At 60.9% G+C, this 21,905-nt stretch carries 25 protein-coding genes, 1 tRNA gene and 1 pseudogene; 13 read left to right on the top strand and 14 right to left on the bottom strand.

Annotated features, from left to right (window positions below; genetic code table 11):
* Positions 1–4: 4 nt before the first annotated feature.
* Positions 5–370, bottom strand: coding sequence for a DUF4087 domain-containing protein (locus AC2444_RS13925; protein ID WP_012758191.1), 366 nt, complete (start codon positions 368–370; stop codon positions 5–7).
* 23 nt (positions 371–393) lie between these two features.
* Positions 394–873, bottom strand: a complete 480-nt coding sequence (locus tag AC2444_RS13920; protein WP_171815693.1) for a hypothetical protein — start codon at positions 871–873, stop codon at positions 394–396.
* 142 nt (positions 874–1,015) lie between these two features.
* On the opposite strand from AC2444_RS13920, the gene AC2444_RS13915 reads away from it, so the two are divergent.
* The 3 genes from AC2444_RS13915 (at position 1,016) to AC2444_RS13905 (ending at position 3,610) form a co-directional block, all read left to right on the top strand.
* On the top strand, positions 1,016–1,681 hold the full coding sequence (locus AC2444_RS13915) for a TetR/AcrR family transcriptional regulator (RefSeq protein ID WP_017994655.1): 666 nt from the start codon (positions 1,016–1,018) through the stop codon (positions 1,679–1,681).
* A gap of 49 nt (positions 1,682–1,730) precedes the next feature.
* Positions 1,731–2,750: a ketol-acid reductoisomerase gene (ilvC, locus tag AC2444_RS13910; RefSeq protein ID WP_012758188.1), complete on the top strand. Its 1,020-nt coding sequence runs from the start codon at positions 1,731–1,733 to the stop codon at positions 2,748–2,750.
* 98 nt (positions 2,751–2,848) lie between these two features.
* Complete coding sequence (locus tag AC2444_RS13905; protein ID WP_012758187.1) at positions 2,849–3,610, top strand: hypothetical protein; 762 nt, start codon at positions 2,849–2,851, stop codon at positions 3,608–3,610.
* 42 nt (positions 3,611–3,652) lie between these two features.
* Here the strand turns inward: AC2444_RS13905 and AC2444_RS13900 are convergent, their stop codons facing one another.
* The 7 genes from AC2444_RS13900 to AC2444_RS13870 all read right to left on the bottom strand — a co-directional run bounded on the left by AC2444_RS13900 (position 3,653) and on the right by AC2444_RS13870 (position 6,945).
* A complete protein-coding gene (locus tag AC2444_RS13900) occupies positions 3,653–4,240 on the bottom strand; it encodes a class I SAM-dependent methyltransferase (protein ID WP_012758186.1) in 588 nt (195 codons plus the stop codon).
* Entirely contained in the window at positions 4,230–4,565 is a 336-nt protein-coding gene (locus AC2444_RS13895) for a type II toxin-antitoxin system RelE/ParE family toxin (protein ID WP_012758185.1), read from the bottom strand. The genes AC2444_RS13900 and AC2444_RS13895 overlap by 11 nt, the downstream gene beginning before the upstream one ends.
* On the bottom strand, positions 4,549–4,800 hold the full coding sequence (locus AC2444_RS13890; protein WP_012758184.1) for a ribbon-helix-helix domain-containing protein: 252 nt from the start codon (positions 4,798–4,800) through the stop codon (positions 4,549–4,551). The genes AC2444_RS13895 and AC2444_RS13890 overlap by 17 nt, the downstream gene beginning before the upstream one ends.
* Positions 4,801–4,918: 118 nt before the next feature.
* Complete coding sequence (locus tag AC2444_RS13885; protein WP_012758183.1) at positions 4,919–5,296, bottom strand: type II toxin-antitoxin system VapC family toxin; 378 nt, start codon at positions 5,294–5,296, stop codon at positions 4,919–4,921.
* Positions 5,296–5,505: an AbrB/MazE/SpoVT family DNA-binding domain-containing protein gene (locus tag AC2444_RS13880; RefSeq protein WP_012758182.1), complete on the bottom strand. Its 210-nt coding sequence runs from the start codon at positions 5,503–5,505 to the stop codon at positions 5,296–5,298. Before AC2444_RS13880 ends, AC2444_RS13885 begins: the two co-directional genes overlap by 1 nt.
* A 38-nt stretch (positions 5,506–5,543) precedes the next feature.
* Positions 5,544–5,879, bottom strand: a complete 336-nt coding sequence (locus AC2444_RS13875) for a hypothetical protein (protein ID WP_041935554.1) — start codon at positions 5,877–5,879, stop codon at positions 5,544–5,546.
* Positions 5,845–6,945, bottom strand: coding sequence for a branched-chain amino acid aminotransferase (locus tag AC2444_RS13870; protein ID WP_012758181.1), 1,101 nt, complete (start codon positions 6,943–6,945; stop codon positions 5,845–5,847). The genes AC2444_RS13875 and AC2444_RS13870 overlap by 35 nt, the downstream gene beginning before the upstream one ends.
* 387 nt (positions 6,946–7,332) lie before the next feature.
* Between AC2444_RS13870 and AC2444_RS13865 the strand changes: the two genes are divergently transcribed.
* Positions 7,333–8,550, top strand: a complete 1,218-nt coding sequence (locus AC2444_RS13865; protein ID WP_012758180.1) for an aminotransferase-like domain-containing protein — start codon at positions 7,333–7,335, stop codon at positions 8,548–8,550.
* 38 nt (positions 8,551–8,588) lie between these two features.
* On the opposite strand, the pseudogene AC2444_RS13860 reads toward AC2444_RS13865, so the two are convergent.
* The 3 genes and pseudogenes from AC2444_RS13860 to AC2444_RS13850 all read right to left on the bottom strand — a co-directional run bounded on the left by AC2444_RS13860 (position 8,589) and on the right by AC2444_RS13850 (position 11,582).
* A pseudogene (locus AC2444_RS13860) lies at positions 8,589–9,626 on the bottom strand (DUF2278 family protein).
* A gap of 203 nt (positions 9,627–9,829) precedes the next feature.
* The gene (locus tag AC2444_RS13855) at positions 9,830–10,888 is read right to left on the bottom strand and encodes an aldo/keto reductase (protein WP_012758179.1); all 1,059 of its coding nucleotides are present in this window, start codon (positions 10,886–10,888) and stop codon (positions 9,830–9,832) included.
* Positions 10,889–11,111: 223 nt separating this feature from the next.
* Complete coding sequence (locus tag AC2444_RS13850; protein ID WP_012758178.1) at positions 11,112–11,582, bottom strand: MarR family winged helix-turn-helix transcriptional regulator; 471 nt, start codon at positions 11,580–11,582, stop codon at positions 11,112–11,114.
* Between the two features lie 228 nt (positions 11,583–11,810).
* Here AC2444_RS13850 and AC2444_RS13845 point away from each other — a divergent pair, with 228 nt between their 5' ends.
* The 4 genes from AC2444_RS13845 (at position 11,811) to AC2444_RS13830 (ending at position 16,554) form a co-directional block, all read left to right on the top strand.
* On the top strand, positions 11,811–12,578 hold the full coding sequence (locus AC2444_RS13845; protein WP_011652698.1) for an alpha/beta fold hydrolase: 768 nt from the start codon (positions 11,811–11,813) through the stop codon (positions 12,576–12,578).
* 289 nt (positions 12,579–12,867) lie between these two features.
* Positions 12,868–13,845 (top strand): ABC transporter substrate-binding protein, encoded by a 978-nt coding sequence (locus tag AC2444_RS13840; RefSeq protein WP_012758177.1) that lies wholly within the window; start codon positions 12,868–12,870, stop codon positions 13,843–13,845.
* Between the two features lie 7 nt (positions 13,846–13,852).
* Positions 13,853–15,547 carry an ABC transporter permease gene (locus tag AC2444_RS13835; protein WP_012758176.1) on the top strand — a complete coding sequence of 565 codons (1,695 nt, stop codon included), beginning with the start codon at positions 13,853–13,855 and terminating at the stop codon, positions 15,545–15,547.
* Positions 15,535–16,554 (top strand): ABC transporter ATP-binding protein, encoded by a 1,020-nt coding sequence (locus AC2444_RS13830; protein ID WP_012758175.1) that lies wholly within the window; start codon positions 15,535–15,537, stop codon positions 16,552–16,554. The genes AC2444_RS13835 and AC2444_RS13830 overlap by 13 nt, the downstream gene beginning before the upstream one ends.
* A 707-nt stretch (positions 16,555–17,261) precedes the next feature.
* On the opposite strand, the gene AC2444_RS13825 is transcribed toward AC2444_RS13830, so the two are convergent.
* Positions 17,262–17,624 carry a DUF4189 domain-containing protein gene (locus AC2444_RS13825; RefSeq protein ID WP_012758174.1) on the bottom strand — a complete coding sequence of 121 codons (363 nt, stop codon included), beginning with the start codon at positions 17,622–17,624 and terminating at the stop codon, positions 17,262–17,264.
* 198 nt (positions 17,625–17,822) lie between these two features.
* On the opposite strand from AC2444_RS13825, the gene AC2444_RS13820 reads away from it, so the two are divergent.
* The 5 genes from AC2444_RS13820 to AC2444_RS13800 all read left to right on the top strand — a co-directional run bounded on the left by AC2444_RS13820 (position 17,823) and on the right by AC2444_RS13800 (position 21,511).
* On the top strand, positions 17,823–18,932 hold the full coding sequence (locus tag AC2444_RS13820; RefSeq protein ID WP_012758173.1) for an endonuclease/exonuclease/phosphatase family protein: 1,110 nt from the start codon (positions 17,823–17,825) through the stop codon (positions 18,930–18,932).
* Positions 18,929–19,702 (top strand): NUDIX hydrolase, encoded by a 774-nt coding sequence (locus AC2444_RS13815; RefSeq protein WP_012758172.1) that lies wholly within the window; start codon positions 18,929–18,931, stop codon positions 19,700–19,702. Before AC2444_RS13820 ends, AC2444_RS13815 begins: the two co-directional genes overlap by 4 nt.
* A gap of 165 nt (positions 19,703–19,867) precedes the next feature.
* Positions 19,868–20,779 carry a PhzF family phenazine biosynthesis protein gene (locus AC2444_RS13810; RefSeq protein ID WP_012758171.1) on the top strand — a complete coding sequence of 304 codons (912 nt, stop codon included), beginning with the start codon at positions 19,868–19,870 and terminating at the stop codon, positions 20,777–20,779.
* Positions 20,780–20,983: 204 nt separating this feature from the next.
* Positions 20,984–21,059: transfer RNA gene (locus AC2444_RS13805), tRNA-Lys, on the top strand.
* Positions 21,060–21,214: 155 nt separating this feature from the next.
* Positions 21,215–21,511 (top strand): hypothetical protein, encoded by a 297-nt coding sequence (locus AC2444_RS13800; protein ID WP_012758170.1) that lies wholly within the window; start codon positions 21,215–21,217, stop codon positions 21,509–21,511.
* A gap of 76 nt (positions 21,512–21,587) precedes the next feature.
* Here AC2444_RS13800 and AC2444_RS13795 read toward each other — a convergent pair whose 3' ends face one another.
* Positions 21,588–21,869 carry a hypothetical protein gene (locus AC2444_RS13795; RefSeq protein WP_041935553.1) on the bottom strand — a complete coding sequence of 94 codons (282 nt, stop codon included), beginning with the start codon at positions 21,867–21,869 and terminating at the stop codon, positions 21,588–21,590.
* Positions 21,870–21,905 lie beyond the last annotated feature (36 nt).

Here is a 21,905-nt window from a genome sequence, read left to right as displayed (position 1 = left end):
CTCATCAGCCGGGGAATTTCAGCGCCTTGTCGGCACGGCATTTGGCGAGCTTTAGCTGGCGGAAGGAGAGGATTTTCGTGATGCGCTGCTTGCCGTCCGTCTCCACACTCATGCAGGCGCAGGCGTAGCCGTAATTGCCGTTGGTTCTCACATACTCATGTTCGGATATGTCGGAGATCAGCTCCATGCCTTCCACCTCGCCGGCATCGTCGCCCTGGGTCATGATCGTCCAGGTGTTCTCCGCATCCTCCAGCCACCAGTTGGCGGGCGTCGGATTTTCAATCCAGCCGCAGCGCGTTTCGGCCGCCTGTGCGTTTGCGGCGATGGTGAGAGCTGCGGTGATGACTGCGGCTGTTATATGGTATTTCATCTGCTTTTCCTCATCGCCAGATTTCAGTTATTGATCGCGATGATCGCCCAATGGCTCGCCTCGCAGGCGTTGTCCTCACAGATCGCGCCCATCCAGACGGCGCCGCCGGCGAGCATGACGCCGTCGCTGTTGACAAAGAGATCTTCGTATTGCTGGCGCCCGACGGCGCTGCGCGTTTCCGGCGTCACGAGATCATCGAAATTGTCGATGAAATCCTCTGCACTCTCGACGTCGTAGCTCTCGCCATTGGCCTTGACCGTCAGCGGGTATTCGGCAAGGCCGGCGATGGTCTCGGCGTCGCCCGAGCGCATCGCTCGAACGAGTTGGCGCAGCGGCCTGTCGAAGCCCGCGGCATCGCCGTGCAGTTCCTCAATGCGGTTATAGACGTCGCTGTCGGACTGCGCGAGAGCGCTTGAGCCGCCAAGGAGGATTGCTCCGAGCAGGAGAAGAGCTGCTGACAGGCGTGACATCGGAGTCTCCGGGCAAATGGTGTAGCGCGACATTATGCGATGGCCGAGGATTCGCGCCTATCCAATTCTGGTGTTTCATCGCGGTTTCCCGTATTAAAAAAAAACTATCCAGGCTTCTTGACGACCTGATCGGATTATCGCATAAACCTCACGAACCGTACCGTACGGTACGTATATGGGAGCCATGACCGTGTCCGTCGATACCGCAGAGCCGAGCGAATTTTCGCCGCGCCAGAACGCCGTTCTGGAGCAGGCGCTGCAGTTGCTCGTCGATGGCGGCGAGAAGGCGCTAACGACCTCGGGCGTGGCGCGAGCCGCCAATTGCTCGAAGGAAAGCCTCTACAAGTGGTTCGGCGATCGCGACGGGCTGCTATCGGCGATGATCGCCTATCAGGCCAGCAAGGTGCGCACCTTCGAGCGCAACGGCGAGCGACTGACGGCGGCCAGCCTGCACGACCATGTGGTCATTTTTGCGCGTGACTTGCTGGAGGTGCTCGCCGGCGACGTCTCGCTGGCGCTGAACCGGCTGGCGATCGGCCAGTCGAACCGCGACGGCTCGAAACTCGGCAAACTGCTGCTGGAGCGCGGCCGCCGCCAGATCGACCGGCGGGCCATGGCGCTGATCGATGCCGGCAAAAGGGCAGGGCTCCTGCGTTTTTCCGATGCCGACGAGGCTTATCATACGCTTTACGGCCTTGTTGTTTCCGACCTGCATGTGCGCATGCTGCTCGGCGAGCCAGGCCTCAAGGATACCGCGCGCCAGGCGGAGAGGGCGGTCACCGCCTTCCTCAGGCTCTATGGCACGGACAAGGTTCTGGCGGAGATGCCGGTTCTCGGCTGATTCCGCTTTAATGACAGTCAACAAGACAAGCAAAGGGAAGGAACTTCAAATGCGCGTCTATTACGATCGTGATGCCGATCTCAACCTCATCAAGGCCAAGAAGGTCGCCGTCATCGGCTATGGTTCGCAGGGCCGTGCCCATGCACTGAACCTCAAGGACAGCGGCGCCCAGAACGTCGTCATCGCACTCAAGGCCGGTTCGCCGACCGTCAAGAAGGCCGAAGCCGATGGCTTCAAGGTGATGACGGTTGCCGAAGCTGCCGCCTGGGCGGACCTGATGATGATGGCGACCCCGGACGAACTGCAGGCCGACATCTACAAGGCCGACATCGCGCCTAATATCCGCGATGGCGCCGCGATCGCTTTCGCCCACGGCCTCAACATCCACTTCGGCCTCATCGAGGCGAAGGCTTCGGTCGACGTCGTGATGATCGCGCCGAAGGGCCCGGGCCATACGGTTCGCGGCGAATACCAGAAGGGCGGCGGCGTTCCCTGCCTCGTGGCCGTTCACCAGAATCCGTCGGGCAACGCCCTTGAACTCGCTCTCTCCTACGCCTGCGGCGTCGGCGGCGGCCGTTCGGGCATCATCGAAACCAACTTCCGCGAAGAATGCGAAACCGACCTCTTCGGCGAACAGGTTGTTCTCTGCGGCGGTCTCGTCGAGCTCATCCGCGCCGGTTTCGAAACGCTCACCGAAGCCGGATACGCGCCTGAAATGGCCTATTTCGAGTGCCTGCACGAAGTGAAGCTGATCGTCGACCTGATTTATGAAGGCGGCATCGCCAACATGAACTACTCGATCTCCAACACGGCCGAGTGGGGCGAATATGTCTCCGGTCCGCGCATCATCACTGCCGAGACCAAGGCCGAGATGAAGCGCGTCCTCAAGGACATCCAGACCGGCAAGTTCACGTCCGATTGGATGCAGGAATACCGCGCCGGCGGCTCGCGCTTCAAGGGCATCCGCCGCCTGAACGACAGCCACCCGATCGAAGAAGTCGGCGCCAAGCTGCGCGGCATGATGCCCTGGATCGGCAAGAACAAGCTGGTCGACAAGTCGGTCAACTAAGCGGTTCCGGTGAAATAAAACAGGGAGGCCGGAGTGAAAACTCCGGCCTCTTTTGCTATTGGTGCGTCTGTTGTCGAAGCTGCTATATCGGATTTGATGTGTTTGAAGCGATCATGCGGTCGGCAAAACAAGACCTGGAAGATAGCCTTGGGGCGCTCTACCCAGCATTTCTGGAATATCCGTTCCCATCTTCGCTGGACGCTTCGCCCTTACGCGACGCCGAGAAAATTCTCGCTGCACTCAAATCGGCGCCTTTGCGGGAGATAGATGCGACAGAGCTGGGTCGGTATGCGGCAAGCGCGATAACGACAGTTGGTTCGGCTGATGACTTCAAGCACTTCCTGCCGCGTATCCTCCACTGTGCCGTCCTCAGCCCTTCCGCGTATGGTTTCGAGCCGCCGATCATTGCTTCCAAGCTTTTATTGTGCGACTGGCAGCATTGGCCGATACCTGAGCAGACAGCAGTCGCGAATTTTGTCTATTCGGCCTGGGCTTTCAAAAGGCTGCAGGATCCCGATTTCGATGCGTCGGCTTGGGATTGGATAATGGCGATGGCAAAGCTCGATCTTCAGTTCGAGGCATGCCTCAGTCTTTGGGTGAAGCAGCCGACACCCAATGCTTTCATTCAGCTCGCCACCGCCGATCTTAAAAGCCTCTACAGGGGCAGCTGCTTCTGGCAGGACGTCGCGCCGGAGAAGCGCCATCTCGTCCTTGAGTGGCTCAAGGGTGATGTCATTGAGAATGGGTTTATCGAACTGATTGATGCGATACCGCCTCAGCGGCACTGGATTGTCGATCGCTTGCTCGATGAAATGAGAGAATTGCGGCGTTTGCCTTCTCGCGTTGAGGCGCCGGAGTGAGAAAATAGGCGTGCTGCACCGCCGGGGCGAAAGCTCCGGCCTTTACCGTTCTGCGCCGACGATCAGCCAGCGGGTCGGCTTGCCGTCATAGCCGCCGCCGTCGCTTTCGCTAATGGCGATATTCCGCCAGCCGCCTTTCGTCAAAAGCTCCGAAAGCCATTCGGCGGAGGGATAGTTGTAATAACGCCCGAAGCCGTCATGGCCTTCCACATCGCCTGCCTTGAAGGTCGCATGAATGATGCCGCCTGTCCTCAGGGCGCGCCGGATGCGGGCGAAGACATCGGGCAGCTCTGGCCTCGGGACGTGGAGAAGGCTTGCCTGCGCCCAGACGCCGTCGAAGGCGCTGTCGGCGTCGAGTTCTTGAAACAACATGACCCTGACCGGCCGGCCGATCAGCACTTCCGCCTGTCTCGCAAGCTCGGTCGAGCCATCCGTCGGCGTCACGTCGAAACCCTGCGCCAGCATGTAGGTGCTGTCCTGTCCGCCGCCGCAGCCGAGTTCGAGGATTGCCGCACCCGGCACAAGCCCGGCGAGGAAGGCATCGACCTGCTGCTTCGGCAGGCTGCGCGCCCGCTTGGCGTATGTCTCGGCATTTTCCTCATAGAAGGCGGAGGTGCAATCAAGAGGCATGCTGTTCGGCCGATCGTGGGCGTCGGTTGGATTGAAGATGTCTTTCGGGGAGCCGGTCGGCGTCGATGATGTCAATGACGACAATCCCTTCCGATGCCACCCGGTAGAAGGCGACGTGGCGCATGTGGAGGAGGCGGCGAAGGCCGGCGCCGAGTTCGTCGCACTCTTCTCCCATCGAGGGAGCGTGCGAAAGAAGCACGAAAATCCTGTCCCAGTCGAGAAGATAGGCGTCCGCCTGCGCCTCGCCGAAATTGAGGCAAGCATATTCGTCGATGCCTGATAGCACGGAGTCTGCGGCTCGGGTTAGCCTATAGGTTGTTGTCACGCAGCTTTGCCTTCGTTTCCGACAGGATGTCGGGAATGCGTCGACCGCTCGGGCCGCTTTCCTCAGCCTGCCTCAGGATGTTGCGCAGTTCTTCGTCGTCAAGCTTGTGATGGAGCTGATCCTTCAGAATAAGCTCCGCCAGGAATGCGCCGGCACTGCTGTATCTGCCGCTTGCGACACGGTTTTCGACGTATTCCGCCAGATTATCCGGAAGCGAGATCGTCATTTTCGCCATTGGATTCGGTGCCGCCTGCACATGCCGGTTTTCAGCCATTCCAGATGCCAGATTATCATTTCCCAGTTTGTGATAGAAGCGTTGTGCCGCGCCGTCGAGGGCTTGGGTCACATGCGGATCAGTCTTTTTTATCGATATAGATGACGCGTTCGAGATCCTTAAAATGGGCATCGCAGGTCAGGATGTCGGCGTCGTGGCGCTCCGCGGTCGCATAAATGATCGCATCGGCGGTGGCGAGTTTATGGGCTGCCGATATTTCGGCAGCACGGCGAGCAAGCGTCGTGTCGAGAGAAACAACCATGCATGTCGCGGTATAAGCGATGAAGCTGTCGACGGCTTCCTCGTCCTTTTCGCGTGCCAGCCATTTGGAAAGCTCAAGCTGCACGATCGTCGGAACGATGCATTGATCGCGTTCCGGGATTTCGGCCTGCAGCCTGGTTCCGGCAGCACTTTTCGTCAGCCATTCTATCCATGCGGAGCTGTCGATCACGCGCATTAGAAACGGTCGTTCCGGTCGCGGTAGTTTTTGTTGTCTGCGCCTTCGGCGAGGCCGCGAAGATCGGCAAGCGTCGGGACCGGCATCAGCAATACGCCTTTGCCTTTGGGTATGAACACGAATTCCTGTCCCGCCGACCAGTGCTGTTGTTCGCGCACTTCCTTGGGAATGGAGATCTGGAATTTTGTAGAGAGGGTTGCGGTTGCCATTCTTACCTTTCCTCTATCGATTAGGAGATAGTAAGAATTCACTTCGCGTCGGTCAATGGCGAACCGTTTTTGGCGTTGGTGCTATTCCGGTCGCCAAATGGGACGTTGACGATGGTCTTTCCGGCTGACTCGGCCACAAAAAAACCGGGCGACGCCCGGTTTCGAAAGAGATCCGCGGATTGCTTAATGGCTGTCGGCTCGAAGAACATCGTATCGTGCAGATTGAAACGAACTCCAGGGCCGAATAGATCGCCAGCCCGACGGCTTTTCCGGGCGAGGCGGAAAGCGGCGTCCACCAAGTCGGTGTTGACGCCGCCATTCGCTTGGAAGGTCCGGAGTTCAGGCCGGGATAAGGCGCGTCCAGCCGCGCTCATCGTTCGTTACGCCTTTCTGCAGACTGACGAGCTGCTGGCGCAGTTCGCTGGTCAACTTGCCGGTCTGTCCGTCTCCGACCAGAAACTCGCCGCCGGCATGTCGAACCAGGCCGATGCCCGCCAGGACCGCGGCAGTGCCGCAAGCGAAGGCTTCGACGAGCTTGCCGCTGGTTGCGTCCTGCTGCCATTCCGCGAAGGAGTAGGGACGCTGCTCGACGCGGAGGCCCTTTTCTCCAGCGAGTACGATCACCGAGGCCCGGGTGATACCCGGCAGGATCGTGCCGCCAAGAGGCGGGGTCACCACCGATCCGTCATTCATGACGAAGAAGACGTTCATGCCGCCGAGTTCCTCGACCCAGCGATGCTCTGCTGCGTCTAGGAAGACGACCTGATCGCAATCCTTCTTTGCCGCCTCGGCTTGCGCCACGAGGCTGGCTGCGTAGTTTCCGCCGCATTTTGCAGCACCAGTGCCGCCGGCGGCAGCACGGGTATATTCGGTCTCGACCCATAGGGAGACCGCCTTCGCTCCGCCTTTGAAGTAGGCGCCGACCGGAGAGGCGATGATGCAGAAGACATATTCCTGAGCCGGACGAACGCCCAGGAACGCCTCGTTGGCGAACATGAAGGGGCGAAGGTAGAGACTGGCGTCGCCGGATGGAATCCAGGCCTTGTCAACGCGGACCAGTTCTTCGACCGCCTTCAGGAAGAGTTCTTCGGGCACAGGAGGCATAGCCATGCGGGTCGCCGATTGCGCGAAGCGGCGGGCGTTCTCTTCGGGCCGAAAGAGCAGAATCCGTCCATCGTCTGCCTTGTAGGCTTTCATGCCCTCGAAGATTTCCTGAGCGTAGTGCAGCACGGCGCTGGCAGGATCGAGCTCCAGAGGACGCCTCGGCGTGACCTTCGCATCGTGCCAGCCCTTGTCGGCAGTCCATCGTGCCAGGACCATATGATCCGTGAAGACCTTACCGAAGCCGGGCGTCTCCAGTGCCTGGATGCGGTCGGCGTCGGAGACGGGAGACTTGTGCAATTCGATTTTGATTTCAGGAGAGGTCGTCGTCGCGGTCATTGCTGGCACCTTGATAGTACATTGAATAGTGGCGGCGACACTACTGCCGCCGGGCTGGTTTTGGAAAGGCCTGAATCAGCCGGTTTCGGCATCGATCAGAGGAATAATCGCTTGATGTAGCTGACGTCGAGCAGCAAAATCGGATTGAGCGCCTTCGATATTGGATGGCATCCGCCTCCAGTGAAATCCCGATATCAGCGGCACTCAAACGGATTCGATTGGTTCGGGAAATTTCATTCCTATCGAAGACGTTCGCTAATCTCCCACCAAGGCTTTGGAATATAAGATCTCCGAACTTGTCACAGGGACAAGAAAGTAGGTCAGCATTGTTGACATAAATTCTCCGGCATGGTCTGCTGGGGGAATAGAAAAATACGAGGAAACCCCATGCTGAACTGGGACACCATGTTTGCGTCGCGCTCGTCGCGCATGCGCGCATCCGAGATCCGCGAGCTTTTGAAGCTTCTCGACCGGCCCGACATCATCTCCTTTGCCGGTGGAATTCCGGATCCGGCACTGTTTCCGGATCAGGAATTCAAGCAGGCCTATGCCGATATCTTCGCCGCCGCCGTCAATTCGGCGCTGCAATATTCGGTCAGCGAGGGCTACAAGCCGTTGCGCGAATGGCTGGTCGGGCAGATGGCGGCTCTCGGCATCCCCTGCGAACTCGACAATGTCTTCATCGTGTCCGGTTCGCAGCAGGGCCTCGATTATCTCGGCAAGCTCTTCCTGTCGCCTGATGACACCGCGCTCGTGACGTGGCCGACCTATCTCGGCGCACTGCAGGCCTTCAATGCCTATGAACCGGCCTACGACCAGCTGACGCCGAACGGCAACCGGACGCCCGACTCCTACCGCTCGGCCGCTTCCACTGCCGGCGGCAAGGTGAAGTTCGCCTATCTCTCCGCCGATTTCTCCAATCCGACCGGCGAGACCGTCGACCTTGACGGCCGCAAGAAGGTCCTGGCGCTAGCGGAAGATCTCGACATCGCCGTCATCGAGGATGCGGCCTACCAGTCGCTGCGTTACGACGGCGATCCGATCCCGCCGATCCTGGCGCTCGAAATCGCCGAGAAGGGCCATATCAACGATACGCGCACGATCTATTGCGGCAGCTTCTCGAAGACGCTGGCGCCCGGCCTGCGCGTCGGCTTCATCGTCGCCAATGCGCCCGTCATCCGCAAGCTCGTGCTGATGAAGCAGGCGGCCGACCTGCATTCTTCGACGATCAACCAGATGGCGATATCAGATGTCGCCGAGCGCGGCTTCGACGCGCAGGTCGCCAAGATCAAGGCCGCCTACAGCCAACGCCGCGACTGTATGCTGACAGCTCTCGATAAATACATGCCTGAAGGCACCAGCTGGACGAAGCCGGAGGGCGGCATGTTCATATGGATCACGCTGCCGGAGGGCATGGACGGCGCCAAGCTGCTGGCGAAATCGCTCGAAACCGCCAAGGTCGCCTTCGTACCCGGCAAGGCTTTCTTCGCCGACGGTTCCGGCGCCAACACCATCCGCCTCAGCTTCTCCTGCGCCAACGAGCAGATGATCGAAGATGGCATCGGCCGCCTGAGCGCACTGATCTCGGCCGAGATCGGCAGCTGATCCAGTCGCCCGGCCGGCTGGGAAGGGCAGGGCGCCGATCAGAAGATCGTCGTCCAGCCTTCGTTCGCCGTCTCGCTCTTGCCGTAGCCGACCCGATCGGCGACGGCGCCGTCGGCATTGCGCAGGATGATGTCACCGCCCCGGTTGGCAAGCTGCGGGCCGCTGGCTGCGGCATCTATGGTGCGCAGCTCGCCTGCGCTAAGCGATCCCGACAGCGTCTGGGTCCTGCCGTTTTCGTCCTCCAGCTTCCAGCCTTCGAGCGATGCCTCCATGTCGGAGCGGTTGATGATCGTCACCGTTTCGGCCTCGGTGCCGCCTTCGCCGTTGACCGGGTTGATCAGCGCGGCGACGATGCGCAGCGACGAGGCGACGATCGGCTGCGGCCGGCGTGTGCCTTCGCCGCGGCCCTGGCCGCCACGGCTGTCGGAAACCGGATGGCCGGTCGTCGCATCGGTGTTCCAGTTCTGCGACTGAAAGCAGAGGAAGATCGCCGCCCATTCATCGGTATCGTTGAAATGGACGAGCAGCGCGCCGTCCTGGTTCGGCCCGTTGGTGGCCTTGAAGCTGCCGCCGTCGCCCTGGTTCATGTGGATGTCGTGGATACCGTTGCCCGGTTCGAAGTCGAAATATTGGTCCGGCTTGTTGTTCTCTGGCCCCCAGGCCTCGCCGAAGGCGTAGAAATGCACGTCGGAATCGGCAATGCCCTCCTGGACGATCGGCTCGATGAAATCGCGCAGGTCGTTCTTCGGGCCGGATAGCTGGAAGGGCGCGACATTCATGTCCTCGCGTTCGATCAGTCAGCCGCGGACATAGTCGATCGCAAGCTCCGGCCGTTCCTTGCGGATATCGGTCAGGCCCATCGGCAGGGCTTCGAGCGCCTCCGTCAACGCCGGGTGCTTGAAATCGACGATATTGGCGTAGAGCAGGTCGTGCGGCGATTCCTTGGAGCGGACGTTGAGCGCGATGCGGTAGCTGACGCCGTTCGCCTCGATGCGGATCTCGATATGGGGATCGTTGTCGTCGTCGAGGGCGAGTGCGCTCGCCGTACCCTTCAGGACCTTGTAATTCTTCAGCATGGAGAACCTCGCGGGGGTGGCGGGATCTTACGGTAACACGGCGAAAGTGCATCTTTTGTGACGGCTAAAGTATGACGCGATCCTTCAGATTCGCCTGCCACACTTTAGGTCTTTGATTTGAGCATGTCGTGGTCGCAAAACCGCTGCACACTTTTGCGCGACATGCTTTGTCTTCCGCCGTGCAATGCTTGATCCGCTATCGCCTATTGCTGGAGATGCGGACCGAAAAGCTCGAGATCGGCTTCACCAAGCCTGTCGCTAACCGTGTTCAGCTGGTGCCAATAAGGATAGATCACCGGCGGCAGGCTGACCGCGTCGAGGCGCTTGCGTTCCGCGTCCGTGAGTTTCAGCTCGGCGGCGGCGATGTTGTCGCGGAACTGGGCTTCGGTGCGGCCGCCGATGATGACCGAGGTCACCGCCTTGCGGCCGATCAGCCAGGCGAGCGCCACCTGTGCCGCCGAAACGCCGCGCTCGTCGCCGATTGCGACCAATGTCTCGACGATGTTCCAAAGGCGGTTCTCATCGCGGATCGGCGGTTCGGTCCAGCCGGCGAACTGGCGTGTGCCTTCGGGGGCCGCCTGGTTGCGGCGATGCTTGCCGGAGAGCAGGCCGCCGGCGAGTGGGCTCCAGACCAGCACGCCGAGGCCCTGATCGATCGAGATCGGCAGCAACTCGTATTCGGCGTCGCGGGCTTCCAGCGTATAGTGGATCTGCTGGCTGACGAAGCGCTGGTACCTGTGCTCGTTGGCGAGCCCAAGCGCCTTCATGATGTGCCAGCCGGAATAATTCGAGCAGCCGACGTAACGCACCTTGCCCTGCCTGATCAGTGTGTCGAGGGCTTCCATCGTCTCTTCCAGCGGCGTCTGGCCGTCCCATTCATGCACCTGGTAGAGGTCGATGACATCGGTCTTCAGACGCTTGAGGCTCGCCTCGCATTCGCGGATCAGGTGGTAGCGCGACAGGCCCTGGTCGTTCGGGCCGTCGCCCATGCTGAAGCGGGCCTTGGTGGCGAGCAGCACGCCCTGCGGCCGCTTGCCGGAGAGCACGTCACCGATGATGTTTTCGCATTCGCCTGATGAATAGGCGTTGGCGGTGTCGATCAGGTTGATGCCGGCATCGATGCACATATCGATCATCTTTTTCGCCTCGGAGACGCCGAGATCGCCGACCATCTTCGCCCAACCGACGCCGCCGAAGGTCATCGTGCCCATGGTCAAAGTCGAAATCTTCAGGCCGGAACGGCCGAGCAAACGATATTCCATTGAAGCTCCTCCCTTTAAACAAGACTGACGTACCTCAACGCTCCGAGATGGCAATGGGTGCGCGTTCACGGCTGCGTGAGGCTTAGGCAAGATTCTGAGCGCCGGCATCTTCCGGCCATGCGGCGGCTATGGCCGACCCGAGCCGAGCGGCAGATCGTACAATATGTCATCGGCTTGTCGACGGAAATTGTCTTGGCGCAGCGTCGACGTGGTGGAGGCCACGTCAGCTCTCGTGTTTGTCCTTCTTGTGAATATTGTCGCGAAGCGAAGCGATTGTGTCCCGAATCTTGCTGACAGCCTGGGCGTCGAGACCGACAGCCTTGCCGATGCAGTCGAACACATGGGAGGCACGGCTCTTGAGGGCCAGTCCCTTCTCCGTCAGGCGCAAGAGCACCTGGCGCTCATCGGCAGGATTTCGGTTGCGGGTGACGAGACCGACATTTTCCAGCCGCTTTAGCAGCGGAGTGAGGGTGCTGGAGTCGAGAAAAAGCGTCTCGCCGAGATCCTTCACCGTGCGGTCGTCGCGCGCCCACAAGGCGGTCATGACAAGGAATTGCGGATAGGTAAGTTCCAGTTCGTCGAGCAGGGGACGGTAAAGCTGGTTAAAGGCGTGGCTTGCCGAATAGATCGAAAAGCAAAGCATTTCATCGATCTTGGGCACGTCAATGAGATCATTTGATGTGGTGTCTTTCATCACGCTCTCCTTGATCTCAATATAATTTGTGCGCGATCTGTTTGCAAGCTATTGACTCGGCAGACGAGACCACCTATTTAGATCGTGCACAAAGAAATCGCTGACAAAATATAAACCCAACACGGAAAGCTGCAGAGGCTTGCTGCGTCAATAGATGCGCAAGCAGGGGAATTCCCTTGTGGCTCCCAATTGCTCCTTTGAAACTCGACCGATGAAAGGAAATGACCAATGTTCAAGTTTGCTGCTGCCGTCGCCCTGGCGGGGGCTCTTCTTTCCGGTGCTGCCGTTGCCCAACCGGCCAAGCCGACCGTTGTCCTCGTCCATGGCGCCTTTGCCGATTCATCCAGCTGGAACGGCGTCGTCGAAATCCTGCGCAAGGACGGTTTTTCTGTCGTGGCAGCCGCCAATCCGCTGCGCAGCGTTTCTAACGACGCTGCCTATGTCTCCGACGTGGTTGGCAGCATCGCCGGCCCTGTGGTCCTTGTCGGTCACTCCTATGGCGGCCAGGTCATTTCGACCGCGGCCAACGGCCACGACAACGTCAGGTCGCTGGTCTATGTCGCGGCCTTCGCGCCGGATGCCGGAGAATCGGTCGCAGATCTCGCCGGCAAGTTTCCGGGCGGTACGCTGAGCGGAGCGCTTGCGGCCCCGGTGAAGCTCAGCGCCGGCGGTGTCGATCTCTATATCGATCAGGCCAAGTTCCATGATCAGTTCGCCAGCGACGTGCCGGCCGAACAGGCGGCCTTGATGGCGGCTGCCCAACGTCCGGTCACCGAGGCTGCCCTGACCGAAAAATCCGGCGAGCCCGCCTGGAAGAAGCTGCCGTCGTGGTTTGTCTACGGCACCGGCGACAAGAACATCCCGGCCGCAGCCCTTGGCTTTATGGCCGAGCGGGCAGGCTCCAAGCGGACCGTGGTGGTCGATGGCGCCTCCCACGTCGTGATGGTGTCGCATCCCGAGAAGGTGGCTGAACTGATCGAAGAAGCTGCAAAGTAGTACTCGATCCGAGGGGCCCAGGCGCGTGAGCGCCGTGGCCGGCCGCCGCGGAGGTTTTGTCCGCGGGCCATGACCGGCTCTGCCTGCGCGACGTATCGGCGGGGCAGGCCCCGCTGGTCAACCATCTGCTGCAGTTGATCCTCAGTGAACTGATCGAGGCGAGCGTGGCGAGGTCACGACTGGTCGATGGGAAAGCTGTGGCGCAGGGCGTGGACCAACCGCCGTGCCCTGTCACATCTCTGTCAACGACCCCTAATAAGGGAGGGGTATCGAAATCGAGGATCCTCCCATGAAAACGATCGTTTCTGCCGCAGCACTTGTCGCAGCGAGCCTCTTTGCCATTCCGGCTTCGGCCGCAAACCTCGTTCTCTACACCAGCCAGCCGAACGAGGATGCGCAGGCGACGGTCGACGGCTTCATGGCCGCCAATCCCGATATCAAGGTCGACTGGGTGCGCGACGGCACGCCGAAGATCATGGCGAAACTCCAGGCCGAGATCCAGGCCGGCAACCCGGTTGCCGACATTCTCCTCATCGCCGACGTCGTGACGCTGGAGCGCCTCAAGGAAGACGGCAAGCTCTTGGCCTACAAGTCGCCGGAAGCTGCGCAATACGACACCGCCCTTTATGACGCCGACGGCTACTACTACTCCACCAAGCTGATCACCACCGGCATCATGTATAACACTTCGGCCGCGATGAAGCCTGCGAGCTGGAAGGACCTGACCAAGCCGGAAGCCAAGGGCCTCGTCACCATGCCGAGCCCACTTACCTCGGGTGCGGCCCTCATCCACGCCCAGACGCTTGCCGTCGTTCCGGGACTCGGCTGGGACTTTTACAAGTCGCTTGCGGAAAATGGCGCGATTGCTGCCGGCGGCAACGGCGCGGTGCTGAAGTCCGTCGCCTCGGGCGAAAAGGCTTATGGCGTGGTTGTCGACTACCTGCCGATCCGTGAGAAGGCCAAGGGCGCTCCCGTCGAATTCGTCTTCCCGAGTGAAGGCGTTTCGGCCGTCACCGAGCCGGTCGGCATCCTCGCCAGCAGCAAAAATGCCGATGCCGCCAAGAAGTTCGTCGATTACGTGCTCTCCGAAAAGGGCCAGGAAGGCTTCCTGAAGCTCGGCTACATCCCGGCCCGCAACGGCATGAAGCTGCCAGAAGGCTTTCCGGCGCGCGACACCATCAAGGTCCTGCCGATCAAGGCGGCCGAAGCATTGAAGAATACCGATCAGGATCTCAAGACCTTCTCGGGCATCTACGGCTCGAACTGATCCTTTCATGCACGGATACATCAAAACCGGAAACAGCCAGCCCGCCTGGCTGTTTCCTTTTGTCGTCATTGTCGTCCTGATCCTCAGCGTGCTGCCGCTCGCCCGCCTTGCCATGGTCGGAATAGCGGCCTTCGCCGATGGCGGCGTGATGACGGTTCTCGGCGAAGCGTCGCTCTGGTCGGCGACCTATTACACCGTCGTCACCGCCATTCTGGGCACGATCATCTCGCTCGTCATCGGCTGCCTCTTTGCCTTCCTGCTGACGCTGACCAATATCCGCGCCAAGGGGCCGCTCAGCTTCTTCTTCGTGCTGCCGATGATGATCCCGCCGCAGGTGACGGCGCTTGCCTGGGTGCAGATGTCAGGCCCCTCCAGCCCGCTGTTGAAGGCGCTGCACATCGCCCCGCCACTCGGCTCGCCGCAGCCACTCTATTCGGTAGGCGGCATCGCGCTGCTCTATGGCGTGCAGCATGCGCCACTGGTCTACCTGGCGCTCCGAGCCGGGCTGATGACGCTGCCGCGCGACGGCGTCGAGGCCGCGCGGCTTTCCGGCGCCTCCAGCTTGTGGGTATTCCGCGATATCATCCTGCCGCTGTCGCTGCCCGGCATCATCGCGGGTGCGGCGATCTCCTTCGTCTCCTGCACCGGCAATTTCGGCATTCCCGCCATTCTCGGCATTCCGGCCTCGATCTTCACGCTGCCGACGTTGATCTTCACCAAGTTCTCCGCTTTCACCAGCCGCACCTTCGGTGATGTCGCCGTGCTCTCGGTGATCATCGCCATCATCTCGGTCGTCGGGCTGATGATCCAGGACCGGGCGCTGCGCGGCCGCGACTACCGCGTCATCGGGCTATCCGGGGCGAGTGCGGCCTTCGAACTCGGCGCCTGGCGCCTTGTTTTCACACCGCTGCTCTGGGTGATCCTGTTCTTCATGCTGGCAGCACCCTTCTTCGCGCTTGTCGCCGGCGCGCTGGTGCCGGCCTATGGCGTGCCGCTGACTTTCAAGACGATGTCGCTGCATGCCTTTGAGGAGATCCTGTTCCGGCAGGCGGTGACGCGTACCGCCTTCATCAATTCATTGTCGCTCGCCGGCGCGACCGCGCTTTGTCTCCTTGTGGCGACAGTGCTCGCAGCCTACACGCTGACGCGGCGCAAGGATGCGGCTTCCCGCATCGTCTCCAGTCTGATCGAGATACCCTATTCGCTGCCCGGCATCGTCATGGCGGTCTGCTTCATCCTGGTGTTCGCAGCACCGATCCCGATCCTCCACGTCTCGCTCTACGGCACGATCTGGATCATCCTGATCGCCTATTTCTCCTCGTTCTTCGCCGTCAGCCTGAAACCCGTGGTCAGCGCCTTCCACCAGCTCGATCCGGCTCTCGAAGAGGCGGCGCGGCTTTCCGGCGCCGGCTTCTTCCGCCGGCTTGCCGATATCATCGTGCCGCTGATTGCGCCGGCCGCCGGCGCCTCCGTTATTCTTGTCTTTCTGATTGCCTGCAACGAGCTGACGATCTCGGCGCTGCTCTGGTCGGCCGGCACCCAGACGCTCGGCGTCGCCATCTACAATCTCGATGATAGCGGCAGCTCGGACCTTGCTTCGGCACTCTCGGTGCTCGTCGTGCTCATGGTCGTCGTGCTGATGCTGCTGCTCGAACTTCTGGCGAAACGACTGCCGAAAGGAGTGATCCCATGGCGAGGCTGATCCTCAACCAGCTCGGCAAGGACTTCGGCACCGGGCGCGCCGCAGTCAGCGGTTTTTCGCTCGATGTGCGCGAGGGCGGCTTCCTGGCGTTGCTCGGGCCTTCCGGTTGCGGCAAGACGACAGTGCTGCGGATGATCGCCGGTTTCGAGACGCCGAGCGACGGCTCGATCCATCTCGGCGAGAGATTGCTTGCCGATGCCGCGCAGTCGCTGCCGCCGGAAAGGCGCAACATGGCGATGGTCTTTCAGTCCTACGCGCTGTGGCCGCATATGAGTGTTGCCGACAATGTCGGCTATCCTCTCAAAGTGCGCGGCATCTCGGGTGAAGCCTACCGGGCGAAGGTGCGCGACGCGCTCGGCACCGTCAGGCTCGCCGACTACGCCGAACGACGTCCGGCCGATCTTTCCGGTGGCCAGCGCCAGCGCGTGGCGCTCGCCCGCTGCCTGGTGACATCGCCCGACGTCGTGCTGCTCGACGAGCCGCTTGCCAATCTCGACCGGCACCTGAAACAGGAGATGGAGGAGACTTTTCGCGAGTTCCACCAGCGCTCGGGCGCGACGATGATCTATGTTACCCACGACCAGAGCGAGGCGATGGCGCTCGCGACCGACGTCGCCGTCATGTCGGAAGGGCGGCTGCTGCAGGTGGCGCCGCCGGCGGAAATCTATGCACGGCCGGAAGGGCGCATCGTCGGTGGGCTCATCGGGCGAGGGGCCATTCTCACGCTGCCGCTCATGGGCCGTGAACGCCATCTGGAGTGGGACGAGCTTCAGGATGCGCTTCATGCTGCCAATAGCGATGACGCCGATGTTCTGGTGCGGCCGGAAGATGTGGTCATCGGCGGCGAGGGGGCTCCAGCAACTGTCGAATCCGTACTCTTCGAGGGCGAGCGTTATGCTGTGAAACTGACGCTCGGCAACAGCCAGACACTGCGCGCCTTCAGCCGCGTGGCTGTCGTGCCTGGCGAGACGGTGCGCGTCGTCATCCGCGCCGGCTGGCGGCTTTGAGGAAGGCGGGGCTAGACTTCTACGGTGACACCAATCGAAGCCCGACGATATGAGGTTGAAGTCGCCGGTGCCTTCTTTCGAATCGCCAAAAAGTTGAATATCTTCGGTCTAGTAATCCATGATGGAAGCAAACGGCTAAATCACTACGCGCGCGATGGGTCAAGTAAAGCCCGCGCGACAATCATTTATTGAGGGACCATACTCGCATGCCAATTCAAGTAAGGCGTATCCGATCCGTTTTCGTGCTTTCAGCTGTTCTTTTAAGTGCCGCGAGCGTTCTTCAGGGATGCCCATCTTTAGAGCGGCAGAAACGGGGCGACGGATGAAAAACCCGAACTTTTAGGCCAAGTGAATTACATGGCGGTTCGAGCAACGGGAGTTCGTCGAGCAGTTCTGATGGTGGGCATAGCCAACCTCACGATGGCGCCACCTCAAGCCCGCCCGGCGGGATCTGAAGCCAACGCCGTTAAGTAATGCGTCTAGGCAGTCGGTTCGCTTGATCGTCTCGCCTCCGGGCTTGCCCGGGTAAACGGCGGGTCTTCGTCAAGCCTTTTGCCTCATTCGGCCTGTCGGTCGGTCGCTCCGGTTTTCCGGCGTCGAGAAAACAGCCTTGTCCGAGATGAAGAAGCCGCCCGCTTAAAAAGCGCTTAAAACTGGAATTTCGATTGCCAGTTCGCCGGCATGCATCGCCTTGTGGTTTAGCCGTATCATTCGCTGCCGGAACATTGCCAGCGGATGACGTGGCAGCTGCCGGTTTGCTTTCTGCAGCTGCGGATCGCCTGGCGCTGGGCCTCGCGGCCATCATAACCCCAGCCGGAGCCCCAGCCGCTGCGATGGCCGACGGCCACCGCGCCACAGCCGTTTCGGAACCAGATAGCGATGCGACAATCGTTGGCGCTGCTGTCGCAGTTGCGCCGGGCAACGGTTTCGGCGTCGCCGCGGTTGGCATGAGCATAGGACCAGCCGATGGCGCTGGTCGACGGCGAGTAGGCGATGGCGCCATAGGTGTCGGCAAGGGCCGCGCCGGCGAGGGACGTCAGAACCGCAAACGATGCAAGAACCCGCTTCATGAAATGCCCCCGCGCCGGAACGGCGATTATCCTCTGAGCAGAACTATCCGAGGCTTGCGGCGGAATGTCTGCCGCCCAAGTCACAAGCAATCGCCTCTGGGGATCCAGGAGGAGTGATTATTCGCATATTTCTTCACCCTGCCATCTTTTCCCGCGGCTATTGCCGGATAAGGTACTGCCCGCAACCGGATCCTTCCCATGTCGCTTCGCCTCGCCACCTTCAATGTCGAAAATCTTCTCACCCGTTTCGATTTCACCGGCTTCCGCAACCAGCTGCGCCAGGACCGGGTCATCAAGCTTTTCCAGGTGTCGAGCGAGGGTGTCTATCAGCAGCTTGAGCAGGCGCGGGTGATTGCCGCGACCGACGACACGCGGCAGATGTCGGCCCTTGCGATCGCCGACGCTGACGCCGATATCCTCTGCCTGCAGGAAATCGACAACATGGCTGCCCTTCAGGCCTTCGAATACGGCTATCTCTTCCGCATGGTCGGAAACGGCTACCGCCAGAAATACCTGGTCGAGGGCAATGACAGCCGCGGCATTGATGTTGCCGTGCTGATGCGCGAGGAAACGCGCGATGGCCAGAAGATCGAGCTCAGGGATATCAGAAGCCACGCGATGACGACCTATCGCGATCTCGATCTCTTCGACGAGGAACTGGCGCTCACCAACCGCATCGACGACAAGATCTTCAAGCGCGATTGCCTGGAGCTCGACCTTCTGATCGGCGGACGGCCGTTTTCGCTCTACGTCGTGCATTTCAAGTCGATGGGCAATCCGCGCGACGGGTTGGACGGGCGGCAATCGACCATGCCGATCCGCCGCGCCGAGGCGCGCGCCGTGCGCGGCATCATCGAGGATCGCTTCGGGGCGGAGCAAGCCGGCACGAAGAGCTTCGCTATCTGCGGAGACATGAACGATTATCAGGAGCGTGTCGATGTCATCGGCCGCCGGGGCACCGGCTATCGCTTCGAACATCAGAACGAGACCGCAAGCGCGCTCGACGTTTTCAGCAGCGACGGCTTTGCCGAAAATGTCGTGCGCCGCCGCGAACCCCTCGACCGCTGGACGCTCTATCACGCGCGGGGCCCACAGGAGCAGTGGCTTTGCCAACTCGACTATCTCTGGCTTTCGCCAGCACTCGCCGCCCATAATGCCGGGTGCCTGCCCGAAATCATCCGCAGCGGCCAGCCCTACCGCACCGTCTTCCCGCCCGGGCAGGAGGTGGAGCGTTATCCGCGCACTGGCTGGGACAGGCCGAAGGCGTCCGATCACTGCCCCGTCGTCATGACACTGGATCTCCCATGAATGCAAATTTGAACGCGAATTTCACCAACATCAATTTTTCCGATGATTTCGCCGGCTGGCCGCCGGAGGCGACGGTCTTCCCGATTGCCGGCGTGGATCTGCGCATTCTGCCCGGTCCCCATCCCCTCGTCGCCGCCGAAGAAGCGGCGATCCGGGAGAACTGGGTCAGGGAGACTGCTGCCAATCCGGCGCTATTCGACGGGCGCATGGTGTTCCAGCGGTTGGTATCGCTCGGTGAAGACGGGATTGCCGGCGAGGGCCACGTCATTCCCTTTTCGGCCTTCATGTGGTGGCGCCGGCAGCCGCGGCGTCAGGGCGGCATTCACATCTTCGCCTATCCGGTGCTCGAGACCTCCGATGGCGCACTGGTGGCGATCCGCATGGGCGCCCATACCGCCAATCCCGGCCAGGTCTATTTCGCCGCCGGCTCGCTGGAGCCGGAGGATATCGTCGACGGGCGCTGCGACATCGAGGCGAACATGCGCCGCGAGGTCCATGAGGAGACCGGGCTCGATCTTGCCGAATCCGTCGCGGGCGAGGGGCTGTTCGCCACTCATAACAAGCGCACGGTGACGCTGCTGCGGCTATTCCGCTTCGACATGACGGCGGACGAGATGATCGAGCGGATCGAGCGGCATATGCTCGTCGCCGAGGACCAGGAGATCGCGGGCGCGGTGGCGATCCGCTCGGCTGATCCCTCCGCCCATGCCTATAACATCGCCATGTTGCCTGTGATCGAGTGGTATTTCGGTAAGGCCGAGCGGAGTTGATCTATGCCGCCCAAAGCCATGTAGCGTTTCGGGATAACGACACGCATCACGTAACGATCGAAAGCGCGTCGTGTGAATCCGGTTGACGTGACGCGTTTTAGCGCCTTGCACTCGCTCGCGTGGTCGGGCAGGTTGGCGGCGCGATGACGATTCAAGGAGGCCGATGTGGCGCGAAGCTACAGCGTCTATGACGTGTTCACCGATCGAAAGCTTGCGGGCAATCCGCTGGCGGTGATCTTCGACGGAGACGATCTCAGCGACGAGGCGATGCAGGCGATCACCCGGGAGATCAATCTCTCCGAGACGGTTTTCGTGCAGCCTTCGACCAATCCCGCCTACGCGGCGCGGCTCCGGATATTCACGCCGGGGCGCGAACTGCCCTTTGCCGGCCATCCGACGGTCGGCACGGCGGTGGCGCTGGCCGAACGGGCGCATGGTGCTGCGACGCGCGATCTCGTCTCGGTGCTCGAGGAAAATGTCGGGCCGGTGCGCTGCGCCGTGCGGCTGAGAGAGGGGGAGGCGAGCTTTGCCGAATTCGACCTGCCGCGCAAATCGCAGCCGGCCATCATGCCGCTCGACAAGCTCGGCATCGCCGACGCGCTATCGCTGAAGGTGACCGAGATCGGCTTCGAAAATCACGTCCCGTCGGTCTGGAGCGCCGGCGTTCCCTTCCTGCTCATTCCGGTGCACGATGTCGGAGCCACGCAGCGGGTGGAATTCGATCCGCAGCTCTGGGAAAAGATCGTGCCCTTCGTCGATGGCGCGCTTGCCTCGGCCTATGTCTATTGCCGCGGTGGAATCAACCACGTGGCAAAGTTCCATGCACGCATGTTCGCAAGCGGCATGGGCATCGTCGAAGATCCGGCCACCGGCTCGGCGGCAGCCGCGCTCTCCGGCGCGATCCACCATTTCGACCGGCTGACGGACGGGCATCACCCGATCATGATCGAGCAGGGCGTCGAGATGGGCCGGCCGTCCTTCATCCACCTGCATATCGATGTCGACGGCGGGGCGATCTCCAACGCGCGGATCGGCGGCCAGGCTGTGCGGCTGGCCAGCGGCACGCTCGACCTTTGATTTGATCAGCGCTAAGAACGATCTATCACTTTGAATCCGCGCATAATCCTTTCCGAAAATCGATTCCGACTTTCGGGATCGTGCGCTGCATTTCAGCCATGCCGAAAAATCTTCGCGATTAACCAAAGAAATTTTGCCTATGTGCTGGACAAGCCTGCCGATCCTGTTTATACGCGCCGTCACACCGCGCAGCCAAGCGCGGACGGGTGATTAGCTCAGTTGGTAGAGCAGCTGACTCTTAATCAGCGGGTCGTAGGTTCGAGCCCTACATCACCCACCAAATCTCTTGAAAAGATTGATGTATTTGAACTCAGGCCGGATTTTCCGGCCTGCCGGAAACCGTTCTCGAAGCGAGCGGCACGGTTCGCGTTGTCCGCAGGGCTGGCCGCGCCGGTCCGTGCGCCCTATCTCCCTCTCGCGTATCGGGAGGGATCTATGAGAAGCGTTATTTTTGTCGTCGCATTGTCTCTGCCGTTTCCTGCCTTTGCCGCAGCCGTCATGAACGTCAAAGCGAGCGAGCATAGCTGCAGCGAGCTTACGCAGATGATCCGCCAGAACAAAAAGGTCTTTGTCCGCGTCGGTTTCGGCGGCCGCAGTTTCCGTTATCCGCCCGCCCAATGCAGCATGGGCGATAAGCGCACTACGACCAGTTTGCGCGATGCAGGTGGAAAGCAGTGCATCCTTGATTATGCCTGCGTTTTCGACCCCGCGTCGCCCTATAACTTTCCCTAGACGCTTCCGGTGAGAGAGGGAGGGAGCGGGAAGTGCGGGTGGCGGTCAACTTCAGACGGCGCCAACCGAGGTTGCCTCAATCGCCGCCGCTCAGTTTCATGCCTGCGAGCCAGAGAGCTGCGACGATGAAAAACGACAGTGCCGCCATCACTGCGATCGGCGCTGCGTATTCCTGGAAGGAATGCGAGGCGTTTAGCCTAAGGACGTAAATAGTCGCAACCGAAAGTTTGGTAGCAATCAACAGGACCAAGGTCGCGTTTTTGGTGTAACGCCTGATTTTCGGCCAATCGAAACTTCCGGCGGGCGACGCATCGACCTTCCGTGCTGGAACGGCCCTGGTCCGCTCCGGCTCTGCCAATGCAAGGTGTCTGCGTCCAAACGTCGGTTTCATGGC

The organism is Rhizobium sp. WSM1328, from assembly GCF_057653715.1.
Note: the sequence above shows the minus strand (reverse complement) of the source record. Positions and strands in the feature narration are given on the sequence as shown.